12 protein-coding genes are annotated in these 15,929 nt (G+C 71.3%); 6 read left to right on the forward strand and 6 right to left on the reverse strand.

The window, feature by feature from the left end; genetic code table 11:
• Positions 1 to 60: 60 nt before the first annotated feature.
• Together OG928_RS07065 and OG928_RS07070 are read right to left on the reverse strand one after the other, a co-directional pair.
• Positions 61 to 2,256, reverse strand: a complete 2,196-nt coding sequence (locus OG928_RS07065) for an ArnT family glycosyltransferase (RefSeq protein ID WP_406280655.1) — start codon at positions 2,254 to 2,256, stop codon at positions 61 to 63.
• Positions 2,253 to 3,449: a glycosyltransferase gene (locus OG928_RS07070; RefSeq protein WP_406280657.1), complete on the reverse strand. Its 1,197-nt coding sequence runs from the start codon at positions 3,447 to 3,449 to the stop codon at positions 2,253 to 2,255. The genes OG928_RS07065 and OG928_RS07070 overlap by 4 nt, the downstream gene beginning before the upstream one ends.
• Positions 3,450 to 3,621: 172 nt before the next feature.
• Here OG928_RS07070 and OG928_RS07075 point away from each other — a divergent pair, with 172 nt between their 5' ends.
• Positions 3,622 to 4,521 carry an alpha/beta fold hydrolase gene (locus tag OG928_RS07075; RefSeq protein WP_406280659.1) on the forward strand — a complete coding sequence of 300 codons (900 nt, stop codon included), beginning with the start codon at positions 3,622 to 3,624 and terminating at the stop codon, positions 4,519 to 4,521.
• A 318-nt stretch (positions 4,522 to 4,839) separates the two neighbouring features.
• On the opposite strand, the gene OG928_RS07080 is transcribed toward OG928_RS07075, so the two are convergent.
• Together OG928_RS07080 and OG928_RS07085 are read right to left on the reverse strand one after the other, a co-directional pair.
• Positions 4,840 to 6,219: a sensor histidine kinase gene (locus OG928_RS07080; RefSeq protein WP_406280661.1), complete on the reverse strand. Its 1,380-nt coding sequence runs from the start codon at positions 6,217 to 6,219 to the stop codon at positions 4,840 to 4,842.
• A complete protein-coding gene (locus OG928_RS07085) occupies positions 6,219 to 6,944 on the reverse strand; it encodes a response regulator transcription factor (protein ID WP_406280663.1) in 726 nt (241 codons plus the stop codon). The genes OG928_RS07080 and OG928_RS07085 overlap by 1 nt, the downstream gene beginning before the upstream one ends.
• Before the next feature lie 307 nt (positions 6,945 to 7,251).
• Here OG928_RS07085 and OG928_RS07090 point away from each other — a divergent pair, with 307 nt between their 5' ends.
• The 3 genes from OG928_RS07090 to OG928_RS07100 all read left to right on the forward strand — a co-directional run bounded on the left by OG928_RS07090 (position 7,252) and on the right by OG928_RS07100 (position 9,576).
• Positions 7,252 to 8,001, forward strand: a complete 750-nt coding sequence (locus OG928_RS07090) for an enoyl-CoA hydratase family protein (RefSeq protein ID WP_406290827.1) — start codon at positions 7,252 to 7,254, stop codon at positions 7,999 to 8,001.
• Between the two features lie 66 nt (positions 8,002 to 8,067).
• The gene (locus OG928_RS07095) at positions 8,068 to 8,727 is read left to right on the forward strand and encodes an alpha-ketoglutarate-dependent dioxygenase AlkB family protein (RefSeq protein WP_406280665.1); all 660 of its coding nucleotides are present in this window, start codon (positions 8,068 to 8,070) and stop codon (positions 8,725 to 8,727) included.
• A 210-nt stretch (positions 8,728 to 8,937) separates the two neighbouring features.
• Positions 8,938 to 9,576, forward strand: coding sequence for a hypothetical protein (locus tag OG928_RS07100; protein ID WP_406280667.1), 639 nt, complete (start codon positions 8,938 to 8,940; stop codon positions 9,574 to 9,576).
• 88 nt (positions 9,577 to 9,664) lie between these two features.
• On the opposite strand, the gene OG928_RS07105 is transcribed toward OG928_RS07100, so the two are convergent.
• Together OG928_RS07105 and OG928_RS07110 are read right to left on the reverse strand one after the other, a co-directional pair.
• Complete coding sequence (locus tag OG928_RS07105; RefSeq protein ID WP_406280669.1) at positions 9,665 to 10,174, reverse strand: hypothetical protein; 510 nt, start codon at positions 10,172 to 10,174, stop codon at positions 9,665 to 9,667.
• A 135-nt stretch (positions 10,175 to 10,309) separates the two neighbouring features.
• Complete coding sequence (locus OG928_RS07110) at positions 10,310 to 11,101, reverse strand: dioxygenase (RefSeq protein ID WP_406280671.1); 792 nt, start codon at positions 11,099 to 11,101, stop codon at positions 10,310 to 10,312.
• Positions 11,102 to 11,302: 201 nt separating this feature from the next.
• Between OG928_RS07110 and OG928_RS07115 the strand changes: the two genes are divergently transcribed.
• Together OG928_RS07115 and hrpA are read left to right on the forward strand one after the other, a co-directional pair.
• Positions 11,303 to 11,779: a DUF2690 domain-containing protein gene (locus OG928_RS07115; protein WP_406280673.1), complete on the forward strand. Its 477-nt coding sequence runs from the start codon at positions 11,303 to 11,305 to the stop codon at positions 11,777 to 11,779.
• Positions 11,780 to 11,969: 190 nt separating this feature from the next.
• Positions 11,970 to 15,923: an ATP-dependent RNA helicase HrpA gene (gene hrpA / locus OG928_RS07120; protein ID WP_406280675.1), complete on the forward strand. Its 3,954-nt coding sequence runs from the start codon at positions 11,970 to 11,972 to the stop codon at positions 15,921 to 15,923.
• Positions 15,924 to 15,929: the final 6 nt, after the last annotated feature.

Consider the following 15,929-nt stretch of genomic DNA (forward strand, 5'->3'; position numbering starts at 1 on the left):
GATCCTACGGATCATCGCAGTCGCCCGTTTGCCCCGTCCCACACGCCGCTTGACACCACGTCAGGCGGTTGGTGACGATTCGTCGGTTCCGTTCCCCGGTACGGCCGTCAGGTCGTACAGGGTGACACCGTCGACGGTGGTCGCGGCGAATGTCCCCGCGACCCAGGTCGCGATGGCCTGCGACGCGTTGCTTCCGCCCATACTGCGCATTCCGCCGCCGCCCATGCCGCCGCCGCCGATGAAGTAGTGGATCCGGCCGGCCGTGACCAACTTTTGGAACTCGGCCAGGGTCGGCGAGGGGTCGCTGCCGTTGAAGCCACCGATCGGCATGACCGGCTTGCCGGTGGCGAGTTGATAGCCCGACGCGCTGTTGGAGCCGACCGACGCGGCCACCCACGTGTAGTCGTCGCTGTCGCGCTCGAGCATGGCGACGACCTCCTTGCCGGGGGTACTGCCGTTGAGCAGACCGCCCATACCGCCGCCGCCCTGACGAGGTGTCATGCCACCCTGGCCCTGGGGCGGGGTGCCGTTGCCCGCGTTCGGCCGTTGGCCGCCGGGCTGTCCGGTGCCGTCCGGCGCCCGGCCGTTCTGCCCCGGGGCACCGGGGAACGCCTGTGCGCCCTGGCCCGGTTGCCCCGGTTGTCCTGGTTGCCCCGCTTGGCCGTCCTGACCCGGCGGGGCCTGGAACCGCTGTGGCGGGCCGCCGCCGAAGCGCCCGGGTCCGCCGCGCCCGAAGCCGCCCGCGCCCGCCGGACCCGCGCTCGGGATCGAACCGCCCTTGGGCGTCGAGACCGTGTCCCACGTGTACGCCGCGGGTCCCGCGAGGATCGCCACGACCGAGACCCCGGCCGCGACCGGTGCCAGTCCGCGCCGGGTCACCAGGGCGGACCCGAACAGCCCGAGCGCCGCGACGATTCCGGCCACGAGCACGACTTGGCGCAACCACGGATGCCAATCCGGGGTGCGATCGAGGAGTCGGTACGACCACCACGCGCTCGCCCCGACCGTGATCGCCGCGACCGCCGCGGCACGGACCACGCGGCGCCGCTCCCACAGCAGCGCTGCGCCCATCGCGACGACGGCCGCGACGGCCGGCGCGAGCGCGACGTTGTAGTAGGCGTGGAAGATGCCGGCCATGTAGCTGAAGACCAGCGCCGTGGTCAGCAACCAGCCGCCCCACAGCACAATCGCCGCCCGCGCCGGATCCGTGCGCGGAGCGCGCCGGGTCAGCCACAGTCCGACCACAAGCAGGATCAGCGCGGCCGGCAGCAGCCACGAGATCTGCCCGCCCATCTCGGCGTTGAACAACCGGTCCCAGCCGGTCTCGCCCCAGGCGCCGCCGCCGCGCGGCCCACCGCCGCCGCCCACGCTGCCGGTCTCCTCGCCGTTGAGCCGGCCGAGACCGTTGTAGCCCAACGTCAGTTCGAGGATCGAGTTGTGCTGCGATCCGCCGATGTAGGGCCGCGAGGACTCCGGCCACAGCTCGACGATCGCGATCCACCAGCCGCCGGCCACGATCAACGCGAGCCCGGACCAGAGGAGTTGGCGAACCCTCCGCCAGAAGCCGACGGGTGCCAGCACGAGGTAGACCAGTGCGAACGCCGGCACGACCAGGAACGCCTGGAGCATCTTGGCCAGGAACCCGAACCCCACGCACGCACCCGCCAGGACCAGCCACCGCGTACTCGCGCTCTCCTGCGCCCGCAGCACCGCGTACGCGGCGACCGTGAGCAGCAGCACCAACAGCGCGTCCGGGTTGTTGAACCGGAACATCAGCGCCGCGACCGGCGTCAGGGCGAGCATCGCCCCCGCCAACAGACCCGCCCACGCCGGGAATCGGCGCCGCACCGCGAGGTAGAGCACGCCGACCGTGGCCACGCCCTCCAGCGCCTGCGGGACCAGGATGCTCCACGCGTTCACGCCGAAGATCCGGGCCGAGAGCCCCATCACCCACAACGACGCCGGGGTCTTGTCGACGGTGATCGAGTTGCCCGCGTCCGAGGACCCGAAGAACAGCGCCTGCCAACTCTGGGTGCCGGCCTGGACGGCGGCAGAGTAGAACGAGTTGGCCCAGCCCGAGGCCCCCAGGCCCCAGATGTACAGCACGCCCGTTGCGACCAGCAGGGCCAGCAACGCGGGCCGCACCCAGGGCGCGTCGGTCGCCCGGCCGCGCACCGCCCGGAGGTACCAGGGCCGGTCGGCCGCGCCCCCCGCCTCGGGAATTGGCAACGGCATCGGCACCACCACGGCCGTCATGCGCACTCACCCGCCGCGACGCCCGCCGCCCGAAAGACCCAGACCCGCAGGAGCAGGAAGCGCACGATCGTGGCCAGCACCCCCGCGCCGACGAGGGCACCGAGTTCGACCGGCCGCGACGGGGCCGCGACGGCCGCGTGCAGGCCGGCCAGGGTCGCGCTGCTCAGGCCGAGCCCGACCACGAACGCGAGCCCGCCCTGGGCCTGATGCCGCCACAGCCCGCTTCGCCCGCGCACACCGAAGGTGAACCGGCGATTGGCCGCCGTGTTGGCGATCGTGGTGACGGTCAGCGCGAGCGCGTTGGCCGCGAGCGCGCCCATGCCGTCCCGCAGCAGGACGTACAGCAGCAGGTGCGCCAGCGTGCTCAGCACGCCGATCGCCGCGAACCGCGGCAACTGCGCCCGCATCCCGACCGGCAGCCGCGCGGTGCGCACCCGCGGCGGGACCGGGACCCGGAACGTGCCCGCCGCGATCCGTCGGGCGACCCGCGCCATGCCGCGCAGATCGTCGAGCGCGGTGCGCAGCACGTCGACCCGGCTGTCCGGATCGTCGACCCAGTCGACCGGGACCTCGTGGATCCGCAGTCCGTTGCGTTCGGCGAGCAACAGGAGTTCGGTGTCGAAGAACCACTCCTCGTCGTGCACATGCGGCAACAGCGCCTGCGCGACCACCGTGCGCACGGCCTTGAAGCCGCACTGCGCGTCGGAGAAGCGGGCCGCGAACACCCCGCGCAGCAACAGGTTGTAGGAACGCGAGACCACCTCGCGCCGAGGTCCGCGCTCGACCTCGGCCGAGCGGGCCAGCCGGGTGCCGATCGCGAGGTCGCTGTGTCCGCTCACCAACGGGGCGACCAGCGGCAGGAACGCGTCGAGATCGGTGGACAGGTCGACGTCCATGTACGCGACCACGTCGGCGTCGGACTCGGCCCACACCTTCCGCAGCGCCCGGCCGCGGCCCTTGCGGTCGAGGTGGATCGCACGGACGTGCGGCAGTTCGCGCGCGAGTTCGCGGGCCACCTGCCAGGTGGGGTCGGTGCTGGCGTTGTCCGCGATGACGATGCGGAAGGCGTACGGGAATCCGCCGAGCAGATAGGCGTGCAGGCGTCGCACACTCGCGGCCAGGACGTGGGCCTCGTTGTACACGGGGACCACCACGTCCACGATCCGCGTGCGAATCGGTGTCGTCAGGCTCATGCTGTGACGGTGTCCACGCGCCCTGGGAGTCGTCTGAGGCGTTTCTTAAGGTGGAATGAGAATCGGCGGGGCGGCAGTGGAGCGACGTGGGACGTGAATCTCACAATCCAAAACACTTATGCTGCCGATCGGATGACGTGCACAGCGCGGTACAGCGATCCGGAGGTCACGTATGAGCACCTCGGCGGGTAGGGCAGTCGGCGGCGCGGACTCCGCGCAACCGTTCGTGGAGGGCGCCGAGATCCCGGCCGGCGAATGGGTCTTCAACGCACGGGTGGCCGGACCGTCGGGCGGGCGACCGGTCCTGTTCCTGCACGGCTTCCCGCAGACGTCCGCGTCGTGGACCGCGCAACTCCTCGGCCTGGCCCGGGCGGGCTATCGGGCGATCGCGTTCGACCAGCGCGGCTACTCCCCCGGCGCGCGTCCGCCGCAGGAATCGGCCTACGGTCGCGACGAGTTGGTCGGCGACGTGATCGCCGTGCTCGACGCCCTCGGCATCGAGCGGGTGGACCTGGTCGGCCACGACTGGGGCGGCGCGCTCGCGTGGCAGGTCGCCGGCCTGCACGGCGAGCGGCTGCGCACGCTGACCGTGGTGTCCACGCCCCACCCGGTCGCGTTGACGTCGGCGGTTCGCGACGCCGCGTCGGGTCAGCGCGAACAGTCGTCGTACATCCACCTCTTCCGCACCCGGGGCGCGGCGGAGGAGAAGATCATGGCCAACGACGCGGCCTACCTGCGGGCGGCGTTCGCGTCGCTGCCGGCCGACGTCACCGAGCGCTACATCGCCGCGCTGCGCGAACCGGGTGCGCTCACCGGCGCGTTGAACTGGTACCGCGCCGTCGACCCGAAGGCACTACGCGACATCGGCGAGATCACCACCCCCACGCTGTACGTCTGGAGCGACCGCGACACCGCCTTCGGCCGCCCGGCAGCCGAGGCCACCGGCGCCCAGCTGTCCGGCCCATACCACTTCGAGATCCTCCCAAACACCGACCACTGGATCCCGGAAACCGCCGCCGAACCCCTAACCAAAGCCCTCCTGACCCACCTGGCAGCCTTCCCAAACAACTAACCACCTCAAGCCCCGGACAACATCAACACCCCGTCCGGCGCTTGAGACCACCTTTCAGCCCGGCCGGCGTTTGAGGCCAACGAGCCCGACCAACGCTCAAGGTCACCTTTTCAGCCCGGCCGGCGCTTGAGGCCACCTTCCAGCCCGGCCGGCGTTTGAGGCCAACGAGCCCGACCAACGCTCAAGGTCACCTTTTCAGCCCGGCCGGCGCTTGAGGCCACCTATCAGCCCGGCCGGCGCTTGAGGCCAACCCAGCCCGGCCGGCGCCTGAGGCCACCTTCCAGCCCGGCCGGCGCTTGAGGCCAACCAAGGCGTCGATCAACCCGCCACCCCCGGCAACCGCACGCGAGCCACCGTCCCCCCACCAGAAGCAACCTCAAGCGCCACCGCACCCCCCGCATCGGCCACCGTCCGAGCCACGATCGCCAACCCCAGCCCCGACCCCGGCAACCCACGCGCCGCCGCCGCCCGCCAGAACCGCTCGAAGACATAGGGCACATCGTCCGGCGCAACCCCCGGCCCGTGATCACGGACCGTCAGTTCACCATCCCTGAGCCGCACTTCGACCAGCCCCTCCGCACCGCCGAACTTGAGCGCGTTGTCCAAAAGGTTGACCACCGCCCGCTCCAGCGCAGCCGCCTCCCCGCGCACATACCACGGCGTCACATCCACCTCGATCCGCGCGTCCGGCGCCCGCAACGCGGCCCGCTCCACCGCGCGTTCCACCGCCGTATGCAGTGCGGCCGACGTGGTCGGCGGCGCGCTCGGAGCCTGTTCGGGGCGCGCGAGCAGCAGCAGGTCGCCCACCAGGTCGGAGAGTTCGACCAGTTGTGCCTTGACGTTGCGCAGCAGCCGTTCCTTGTCCTCGGCCGGGAGCGCCCGGCCGGTCTGTTCGCTGCGCAGGAGCAGGTCGGTGTTGGTGCGCAGGGACGTGAGCGGCGTACGCAGTTCGTGGCCCGCGTCCGCGATCAGCCGCTGCTGGCGCAGCCGGGACGCCTTGAGCGACGCCGTCATCGCATTGAACGAGCGGCCCAGCCGGGCGATCTCGTCCTTGCCCGCCACCGCGATCATGGTGTCGAGGTCCTCGGTGCGGGCCACGTGCTCGGCCGCGTCGGTGAGCCGGTCCACCGGTTTGAGCGCGGCGCGCGCGACCAGGAGACCCACGGTCGCGGCGCCCAGGATGCCGATCGCGCACACGATCGTGAGCCGGACGGCGAGGCTGTCGAGCGAGTCCTCGATCTCGGTCAGTGGTCGCGAGATCGACACGGCGGTGTCCGGCCCGGCGTGCCGGGTGTACACCCGGACGCGCTTGCCGTCCTCGGTCGTCGCGTCGTGGAAGACCCGGTCGAACTGCCCGGCCGCGACCTCCGTGTCGACCTTGGCGACCGGTACCGGGCTGACCGGATCGGCCTTGCTCCCCGGCTGGGTGCACGACGACCCGTCGGCCTTGATCACCTGATACGTCAACAGGCCGCGCTGGAACTCGGGCGGTGCGGGCCGGTTGCAGATCTCGGTGATGAACGACCCGCGCTGGCCGGGCAGCGGCCCCGCGGTGGTCGCCAGGCTCCGGTCCAACTGTTCGCGCAACTGATTGCGCGTCAGCACCCAGCAGGCGGCGGCCACGCCCGCGACGGCGAGCGCGACGGCGAGCGCGGTGAGCAGTGCCAGGCGGGCCCGGAGCGGCAGGTGACGGTGCATCAGGCAGGCGTTTCCGCCGCGCGCAGCACGTAGCCGACGCCGCGCACGGTGTGCACGAGCCGCGGCAACCCGCCCGCCTCGGTCTTGCGGCGCAGGTACATGACGTAGACGTCGAGCGAGTTGGAGGCGGGTTCGAAGTCGAAGCCCCATACGTTGCGCAGGATCTGTTCGCGCGTCAGAACCTGGCGCGGGTGGGTCATCAGCAGTTCGAGCAGGGTGTACTCGGTCCGGGTCAGGTCGATCGCCCGGCCGCCCCGGGTGACCTCGCGCGCGGCGGTGTCCATCCGCAGGTCGGCGAACGCGAGCGCGTCGTCGGACGCGTTCGTGCCGGTCATCGCGCTGCGACGGAGCAGCGCGCGGACCCGGGCGAGCAGTTCGTCGAGTTCGAACGGCTTGACGAGGTAGTCGTCGGCGCCGGCGTCGAGCCCGGTGACCCGGTCGCCCACCGCGTCGCGCGCGGTGAGCATCAGGACGGGCAGCGTGTCGCCGCGGGCGCGTAGTCGCCGACACGCGGTCAGGCCGTCCATCCGCGGCATCAGGACGTCGAGCAGGACGAGGTCGGGCTCGTCGCCGGCGATCGCGGAGAGCGCGGCCACGCCCTCGCCGGCAAGGGTCACCTTGTATCCCTCGAAGCGCAGGCTGGACTCGAGTGCCTCGCGTACGGCGGGCTCGTCGTCGACCACGAGGATGTGCGGCGGCGTTCCGGTGTCGGCGGCGGGCGTCATGGCGGCGACTCCTTGGTTCGGGTGCGGGGGACCGACTACTGCGGGTGGTCCCACGGTCGCACGCGGACACCCTCCGTGTGGATTCGGCACAAAGCGTGTCGTCCCAATGTGCGCGCCCGACATGAAAGGAACATGAAAGCGACGCGGTTCGATCGCACGTGACCCCCTCATGTGAGGATCGAGGCGCGCGCGGGTCCGGGTGATCCCCGGCTCGCCGCACCGACGACCGAAGCCGAGACCCCGCACGACCATCGATCGCCGATCACCCCGAACCCGGAGGAGAACCGTGGACGCCGAGCCGGTACGCATGAGCCTGGACGATGGAATCGCCACCATTACCCTCGATTCGCCGGCCAATCGGAACGCGCTGTCCGCGCGCCTGGTCGCGCGCCTGCGCCACTATCTGGCCGAGGCCGGAGTGGACGAGCGGGTGCGCGCGGTGGTGCTCACGCACACCGGCCCGACCTTCTGCTCGGGGATGGACCTGCGCGAGGCGGCCGAGGGCGGGATGGCGCACGGCGCCGAGCAACTGCTCGCGCTGCTGCGCCTGGTGGTCGAGGTGCCGGTGCCGGTGGTCGCGCACCTGCGCGGCAACGCGCGGGCGGGCGGGATCGGGCTGGTCGGCGCGGCCGACCTCGCGATCGCGCCGGCGCAGGCCACGTTCGCGTTCACCGAGGCCCGGCTCGGGCTCAGCCCGGCGGTGATCTCGCTGACCACGGTGCCGCGCCTCGACCCGCGTTCGGTGTCGCGGTACTTCCTCACCGGCGACGTCTTCGACGGCGTGGAGGCGGAGCGGATCGGCCTGCTGACCCGCGCGGTGGACGGCGCGACCGGTGCGGACGACGCCGTCGCGGCCCTGGTCGCCTCGTTCCGGCTGTGCCCGCGCCAGGGGCTGGTCGAGTCGAAGAAGCTCACCACCAGCACGGTACGGGCCGGTTTCGACCGGGACGGCCAGGCCCTGGCGCAGCGCTCCGCGGAATTGTTCGCTTCGGCGGACGCGACGGAGGGCATGGCGGCGTTCCGGGAGAAGCGGCTGCCGAACTGGGTGACGGCCTAGAACGTGGCGGGAGTACCGGTAGTGGCTGAAGTGGCGAGGTGACGGCGTGACGGGAGAGGTGGGGTCGTGACGGACGGGCTGTTCGCGCTGCCGCGCGAGCGGGTCGAACTCGCGCCGGGGGCGTGGCACGTGCCGGACTGGCTCCCGCTCGACCGGCAGCGCGAACTCGTCGTGCTCGCGCGTGAATGGGCCCGGCCGCCCGCCGGGATGCGGCACGTGGTGATGCCCTCGGGCGGCGTGATGAGCGTGCGCAGCGTGAGCCTGGGGCTGCACTGGGAGCCGTACCGGTACACCGACCGCCTGCCGGACGGCGAGCCGGTCAAGCCGTTCCCGGCGGTGCTGGGCGCGTTGGCCCGGCGCGCGGTGGCCGATGTGTTCGGGGCGGCCGCGACCACCGACCCGTACGACATCGGCCTGGTCAACTTCTACGACGCGGACGCGAGGATGGGCCTGCATCGCGACGCGGACGAGGCGTCGCCGGCCCCGGTGGTGTCGCTGAGCATCGGCGACACGTGCGTGTTCCGCTTCGGCAACACCGAGACGCGGACCCGCCCGTGGACCGACGTCGAACTGCTCGGCGGCGATCTGGTGGTGTTCGGCGGCCCGTCGCGACTCGCGTACCACGGAGTGCCGAGAATCCGACCGGGAACGGGCGACCCGCGTACGGGGCTTACGGCCGGGCGGCTGAACATCACGATCCGGGCCTCGGGCCGGCCCGGGGCGTGAGTGGCCGGGCGCGGCGCTCCGGGCGACCACGCCCGTGAACACGAAGAGGGCGTGGGCCTGTTCGCGGGGTCCGGCCGACCCCGTCCGCGCTCGTGGTGCGGGCCGTGGTCGAGCACGTGGACCGGGCCCCGCCGGTCGTTCCGGCGGCGGCGCTACGGTGACCGTGGAGTGCCGTGCCCACGCGGTGCCCGTGACGAGGTGGGGCAGGCAATGGGGCTCGACGACGCGATCCGCGGGACGCAAGGCGCGACGGCGCGGGCGGCAGCCGCCGGGCGGGCGAGCCGGGAGGTCACGAGCCAAACGATCGCGGAGGCCGAGCCCGCCATCCGGGGTTTGTTCGCGGACGCGCTCGCGCGGTTGCCGGCCGTCCACCCCACGCAGGTCCTGCGGGTCCGGGTGAGCGAGGGTCGGCGGCGCCCGGGTCGGCACGAACTCGTGGACCGGCTCTGGCCGTTGGCCGGCGTGCTGGTCGGCAGCGACCTCGCGATGTACCTGCCGGTCACGATCGACGTGGGCACACCGGGCGAGGGCGCCGCCACGACGGCGCGGACCCGGCTGCACGATCGGCTGACCAAGAGCGGCTTTCGCGGCACCCGGGTCCTCGCGCCGGACGCGCAGCCGCTGGACCTGCCCCGGCAGATCGCCGTGGTGGGCGAGGCGGTGCCGGCCACGACCGGGCCGAACGACTACTCCTGGCACGGCGGTTACCTCGGGAGCGGCGGGCACTTCGTCGCGGCGCAGGGTGGCACGGTGCTCGTTCCGGTGCACCTCCCCGCGGGCGAGGGCTCCATCGTGCATCGCAGACTCGACCACGAGTTGACGAAGTCCGTCCTGGACATCACCTCCTGACCGACCGTCACCCCTGACGGCGACACGGCACCGAGCGCGGGGACGGGGGCGGGCGCGGAGGCGGGGGCGAGGGCGAGGGCGTACCCCGTCACTCCTCCCAGAGCCCGGCGACGGTCAGCCCCGGGTCGATGTCGGCCAGCGCCCGGGCCGGGTCCAGGGCGGGCACCACCCGGTGCGTCGCCGCGGCGTGGGCGTAGACCAGGAGCAGGTCCTCGGCCGTCCAACGGACCGACGGCCACAGCGCGTCGCGCCCCGGGCGCAGCCGGGTCAGGCGGGTGTGGAACTCGTCGAGTTCGGCCGGATTCGTGAAGGTCCGGGCCGCTTCCATCGCGTCCTCGTCGGTGCGCAGGAGCGCGTGCGCCGGGACGACGGGGACGCGCATCACGGCGTCCGGATCGGCGTCCGACATGCCCATGCTCCGCGCGACCCGATGCAGCGCCGACGCCACGAGGAGCGCGACGAGCAGCCCGCTGTCCTCGCGCACTCCCCCGGACGGGAAGAACCTCGCGTCCCAGAAGTGCTGTTCGCTACACAGGTGCTCGCGCACGAGCATGCAGCCGATTCCCACGCAACTCTGCGGCAGGGTTCTGGCAGCCATGCGGCTACGGTACGGCTCCCGTGGCGCGCCGTGGCGCGGTTTCGGTTATTTACGACAATGGCCTCTTTAGGGCGAAACCGGAACTCCTCGCTCCGGTGTCGAACCGCCCGCTCCGGCGCGCCGGAGCCGCCCGCGTCAGCCCAGTTGGACGGACCGCTTCGAGAGCCCGAACCAGAACCCGTCGATGACCTGACGCAGGTTGTCGAGGTCCTCGTGCCCGGCCCCGAGCGAGACGAACAGCGGCGCGAGGTGTTCGGTGCGCGGGTGCGCCAGGCGCGCGGCGGGGGCCTTGCGGGTGAAGTCGAGCAGCGCGTCGACGTCGCCGTGCCGGAACGCCTCGTCGCCCCAGTGGTCGAACTCGCTCGACCACCCGGGCGCCGGCGCGTCCGCGCGCATGTCCAGGCCGCGCAGGTTGTGCGTGAAGAAGCCGCTGCCCACGATCAGCACGCCCTCGTCGCGCAGCGCCGCCAGCCGGCGGCCGACCTTGTACAGCTCGACCGGGTCGAGCGTGGGCAGGGACATCTGCAGGACGGGCACGTCGGCCTCGGGATACATCTCCACCAGCGGCACGTACGCGCCGTGGTCGAGGCCGCGCCCCGGCACGTCCTGGACGTTCGGGCCGAGCAGGGCGCGCACGCGCGCGGCCAACTCGGGCGCCCCGGGAGCGGGATAGGTGACCCGGTAGTAGTGCTCGGGGAAGCCGCCGAAGTCGTACACGAGCGGGATCGTGCGGGTCGCGCCGAGCGCGATCGGGGCGTCCTCCCAGTGCGCGGACACCATCAGGATCGCCGTGGGGCGAGGCAGCTCGGCCGACCAGTCGGCGAGCTGCGCGGTCCACAGGGCGTCGTCCGCGAGCGGCGGCGCGCCGTGGCCGAGGTAGACGACGGGCATGCGCTGCGCCGCGCGCTGCGGCGATGTGGTGTCCATGCCACCACGATATCAAGTAGTTCTACGTTCAACAATTGACACAGCAGAAAGGAAGAAAAGGGAAAACCCTCCTTTTGGTTGGATGCCTATTGCACACAGTGATTGTCCGGCTACTTTCGATTACATGCCCCGTTTCCACTCGAACGGGGAGATTCGTCGATTCGACGAATCATTCGGATCAGTCAAATAAAGGGGACAGTCATGTCACAGCGTTCGCTCAGCCGGGGTCCGCTCAGCCGTGCCGTCACCGGCATGGCCGCCATCGCCTTCGCCGTCGCGGGCCTCGCGGTCGCGCTGCCCACCGGCGCCTCCGCCACACCGGCCACGGTCGCGGGCTCGTGCAACCAGGCCGGCTGCAACGGCCTGGACCCGTACGCCACCGGTTGTACGTCCGACCAGTACGTGGGCGCCACCCGGACCTCCGACGACGGCCTGACCACCGTCAACCTGATGTACAGCCCGTCCTGCCAGGCCGCGTGGACCGAGGTCTGGGGCGGGCAGCCGTTCAGCATGATCGACGTCGCCAACAACGTCTTCAACTACTACACGGCCTACACCGACGAGTGGGGCAACGGCCACACCCCGATGGTGACCGACCCGGGCACGACTCGCTCGCACGGGTGCTACTACCCGGCCGACGGCGGCCTCGGCACCTGCACGAACGCGTTCCTGGCCTGATCGGGCGGCGGTCCGGGGGCAGCGCGCGCCCCCGGACCGCCGCTCCGAGCCGCCCCATCCGCCGGGCCGTCCGAGGGCGCTGCGCCGGTCTCGGATCCGACCGCCGCCGGCCCGGGATCCGGGCCCCGCCGCCGTCGGGAGTAATCCACTGGCCCACTCCCGGGGGGTGCCACTTATCCTTGGCCCCGTAATGGGAACGCCAGTAGCCACATCTCAGCTCGCCGACCTCCAGGCGCGCCTGCCCCACCTGATGCTCCGGGATCAGGACCGTCTGCGCCGTCGCCTCGACCGGACCCGCAAGAGCCGCAAGGGCCCGCAACAGGTCGCCGAGACCGAGAGCCTGATCGCCGCGTTCGACGCCGCCGAGACGCGGGTCGCGAACCGGCGCGCCGCCGTGCCCGCGATCAGCTATCCGCAGTCGCTGCCGGTCAGCCAGAAGAAGGACGACATCCTGGAGGCGATCCGCGACCACCAGGTCGTGATCGTCGCGGGCGAGACCGGCTCCGGCAAGACCACCCAGATCCCGAAGATCTGTCTCGAACTCGGCCGCGGGGTCCAGGGCCTGATCGGACACACCCAACCGCGCCGGATCGCCGCGCGCACCGTCGGCGACCGGATCGCCGAGGAGCTGGGCGGACAACTCGGCGACGTGATCGGCTACAAGGTCCGCTTCAACGACCAGTCGAGCGACGGCACGCTGGTCAAGCTGATGACCGACGGCATCCTGCTCGCCGAGGTCCAGAACGACCGGTTGCTGCGCCAGTACGACACGCTGATCATCGACGAGGCGCACGAACGCAGCCTCAACATCGACTTCCTGCTCGGCTACCTCAAACAACTGCTGCCGCGTCGCCCCGATCTCAAGGTGGTCATCACCTCCGCGACGATCGACCCGGAGCGCTTCTCGCAGCACTTCGACGACGCGCCGATCATCGAGGTGTCCGGCCGCACGTATCCGGTCGAGGTGCGCTATCGACCCCTGGTACCGGACACCGACGACGACGCGGACGACGACGAGGGCGACGGCAAGCGCCGCCCCGACGACCGCGATCAGGTCCAGGCGATCAGCGACGCGGTCGACGAGCTCATGGGCGAGGCGTCCGGCGACATCCTGGTCTTCCTCAGCGGTGAGCGGGAGATCCGCGACACCGCCGAGGCGCTGAACAAACGGCAGTTGCGCAACACCGAGGTGCTCCCGCTGTACGCGCGCCTGTCGGCCGCCGAACAACATCGAGTCTTCCAGCAGCACTCCGGCCGCCGGATCGTGCTGGCGACGAACGTCGCGGAGACCTCGCTGACGGTCCCCGGCATCAAATACGTGATCGACCCCGGCACCGCCCGGATCTCCCGGTACAGCCTGCGTACCAAGGTGCAGCGGCTGCCGATCGAGGCGGTCTCGCAGGCATCCGCCAATCAGCGCAAGGGCCGCAGCGGGCGTACCTCCGACGGCATCTGCATCCGGCTGTACTCCGAGAGCGACTTCGAGTCGCGGCCCGAGTTCACCGACCCCGAGATCCTGCGCACCAACCTGGCCTCGGTCATCCTGCAGATGACCGCGCTCGGCCTGGGCGACATCGCGGCGTTCCCGTTCCTGGAGCCGCCGGACCGGCGCAACATCAAGGACGGCGTACAGCTCCTACAGGAACTGGGCGCGATCGACCCGGACGAGGAGGACGTGCGCAAGCGGCTGACCCCGGTCGGGCGCAAGCTGTCCCAACTGCCCGTGGACCCGCGGCTGGCCCGGATGATCCTGGAGGCCGATCGCAACGGCGTCGTGCGCGAGGTGCTGATCATCGCCTCCGCGCTGTCGATCCAGGACCCGCGCGAGCGGCCCGCCGAGCACCAGCAGCACGCCGACCAGATGCACGCGCGGTTCGCGGACAAGGAGTCCGACTTCCTCGCGTACCTCAACCTCTGGAACCATCTCAGGGAACAGCAGGACGAGCTGTCCTCCAGCCGGTTCCGCAAGATGTGCAAGAGCGAGTTCCTGCACTACCTGCGCATACGTGAGTGGCAGGACCTGCACAGCCAGTTGCGCCAGGCCGCCAAGTCGCTCGGGATCGTGGCGACCGGCGAGCCGCAGGAACCGAACACGCAGCACATCCACACCGCGATCCTGTCCGGTCTGCTGTCGCACATCGGGCTGATGGATCCGGCCAAGCGCGAGTACGGCGGCGCGCGCGGCACCCGCTTCTCGGTCTTCCCCGGCTCGGCGCTGTTCAAGAAGCCGCCGCGCTGGGTGATGGCGGCCGAACTCGTCGAGACCTCCCGTCTGTGGGCCCGGATCGCGGGCCGGATCGAGCCCGAGTGGATCGAACCGCTGGCCGGGCACCTGATCAAGCGCACCTACAGCGAGCCGCACTGGGAACAGAAGATGGCCGCGGTGATGGCCTACGAGAAGGTCACGCTGTACGGCGTACCGATCGTGGCCGCGCGCAAGGTCGGCTACGGCTCGGTGGACGCCGAGCTCTCGCGGGAACTGTTCATCCGGCACGCGCTGGTCGAGGGCGACTGGCGCACCCACCACAAGTTCTTCACGGCCAACCGCCGGCTGCTCGAAGACGTCGAGGAGCTCGAACACCGGGCCCGCCGGCGCGACATCATGGTCGACGACGAGACCCTGTTCGACTTCTACGACGAGCGGATCCCCGCCGACGTGGTCTCGGGGCGGCACTTCGACGCGTGGTGGAAGAAGGCCAAGCGGGACGAACCCGACCTGCTGAACTTCGAGAAGTCCATGCTGATCAACGCCAAGGCCGGCGGGATCACCGAGGAGGACTACCCGAACACGTGGGTCGTCGAGGGCCTCGAACTCGCGCTGACCTACCAGTTCGAGCCCGGCTCGAACGCCGACGGCGTGACCGCGCACATCCCGGTCGCGGTGCTCAACCAGCTCACCGGCGAGGGCTTCGACTGGCAGATCCCGGGCCTGCGCGAGGAGTTGGTGACCTCGTACATCCGGTCGCTGCCCAAGAACATCCGCCGCGGGTTCGTGCCGGCACCGGACTACGCGCGGGCGATCCTGGCCCGGCTGACGCCGCGGCGCGGCTCCCTGGTGGACGTGCTGGAGCGCGAGTTGAGCCGGATGGCCGGGATGCCGGTCAAGCGCGAGACGTGGGACCTCGCGAAGGTGCCCGAGCACCTGAGGATGACCTTCCGGGTGCTCGACGACGCCAAGCGCACGCTCGCCGAGGGCAAGGACCTCGAAGCGCTCAAGCTCAAGCTGCGCGACCGGATGCGGGCCGCGGTGTCCGAGGCGGCGAGCACGCTGGACATCGAGCGCGCGGGCGTCACCGCGTGGACCATCGGCGAACTGCCGCGCGTGGTCGAGCAGCGGCGCGGGCCGCTGGTGGTCAAGGCGTTCCCGGCGCTGGTCGACGAGGGCACATCGGTGGCGGTGCGGCTGTTCGACAGCGAGCCGGAGCAGACGCGCGCGATGTGGCGCGGGACGCGGCGCCTGGTCCTGCTGAACGTGCAGTCGCCGGTCAAGCAGATCCAGGGCCGACTGCCGAACATGGCCAAGCTGACCCTCAGTCACAACCCGCACGGCGGCATCGACGCGCTCTTCGAGGACATCCTCGCGTGCGCGACGGACATGCTGATCCTGGACGCGGGCGGCCCGGTGTGGGACGAGGCGGGCTTCGTCCGGCTGCGCGACCGGGTCAAGGCGGGGCTGCCGCGGCTGACCGAGGACACGGTGGTCAAGGTCGAGCGGATCCTGGGCGCCTCGCACTCCGTCGCGGGCCGGCTCAAGACCACCCGCAGCCCGGCGTTGGCGCCGGCGCTGGCCGACCTGAAGGCGCAGTACACGGCGCTGGTCCACAAGGGCTTCGTGGCCGACGCGGGCTGGCGGCGACTACCGGACGTTCATCGCTACCTGCAGGCGATGGAACGTCGCCTGCAACGCCTGGAGGCGGACCCGGTCCGGGACCGCGAACGCATGCTGAAGGTCCATCAGATCCAGGTGTCCTACCAGGATTTGATGGACCGTCAGATGAAGGGCGCGCCGATCCCGGCGGAGGTCGCCGCGGTGCGTTGGCAGATCGAGGAGCTGCGCGTGAGCTACTTCGCGCAGTCCCTGGGCACTCCGCAGCCGGTGTCCGACAAGCGGATCCTGAAGACGATCGAGGAGCTGGGGCAGTAGCCCTCG

It is taken from the genome of Embleya sp. NBC_00896 (assembly GCF_045207785.1).
GTDB lineage: Bacteria > Actinomycetota > Actinomycetes > Streptomycetales > Streptomycetaceae > Embleya.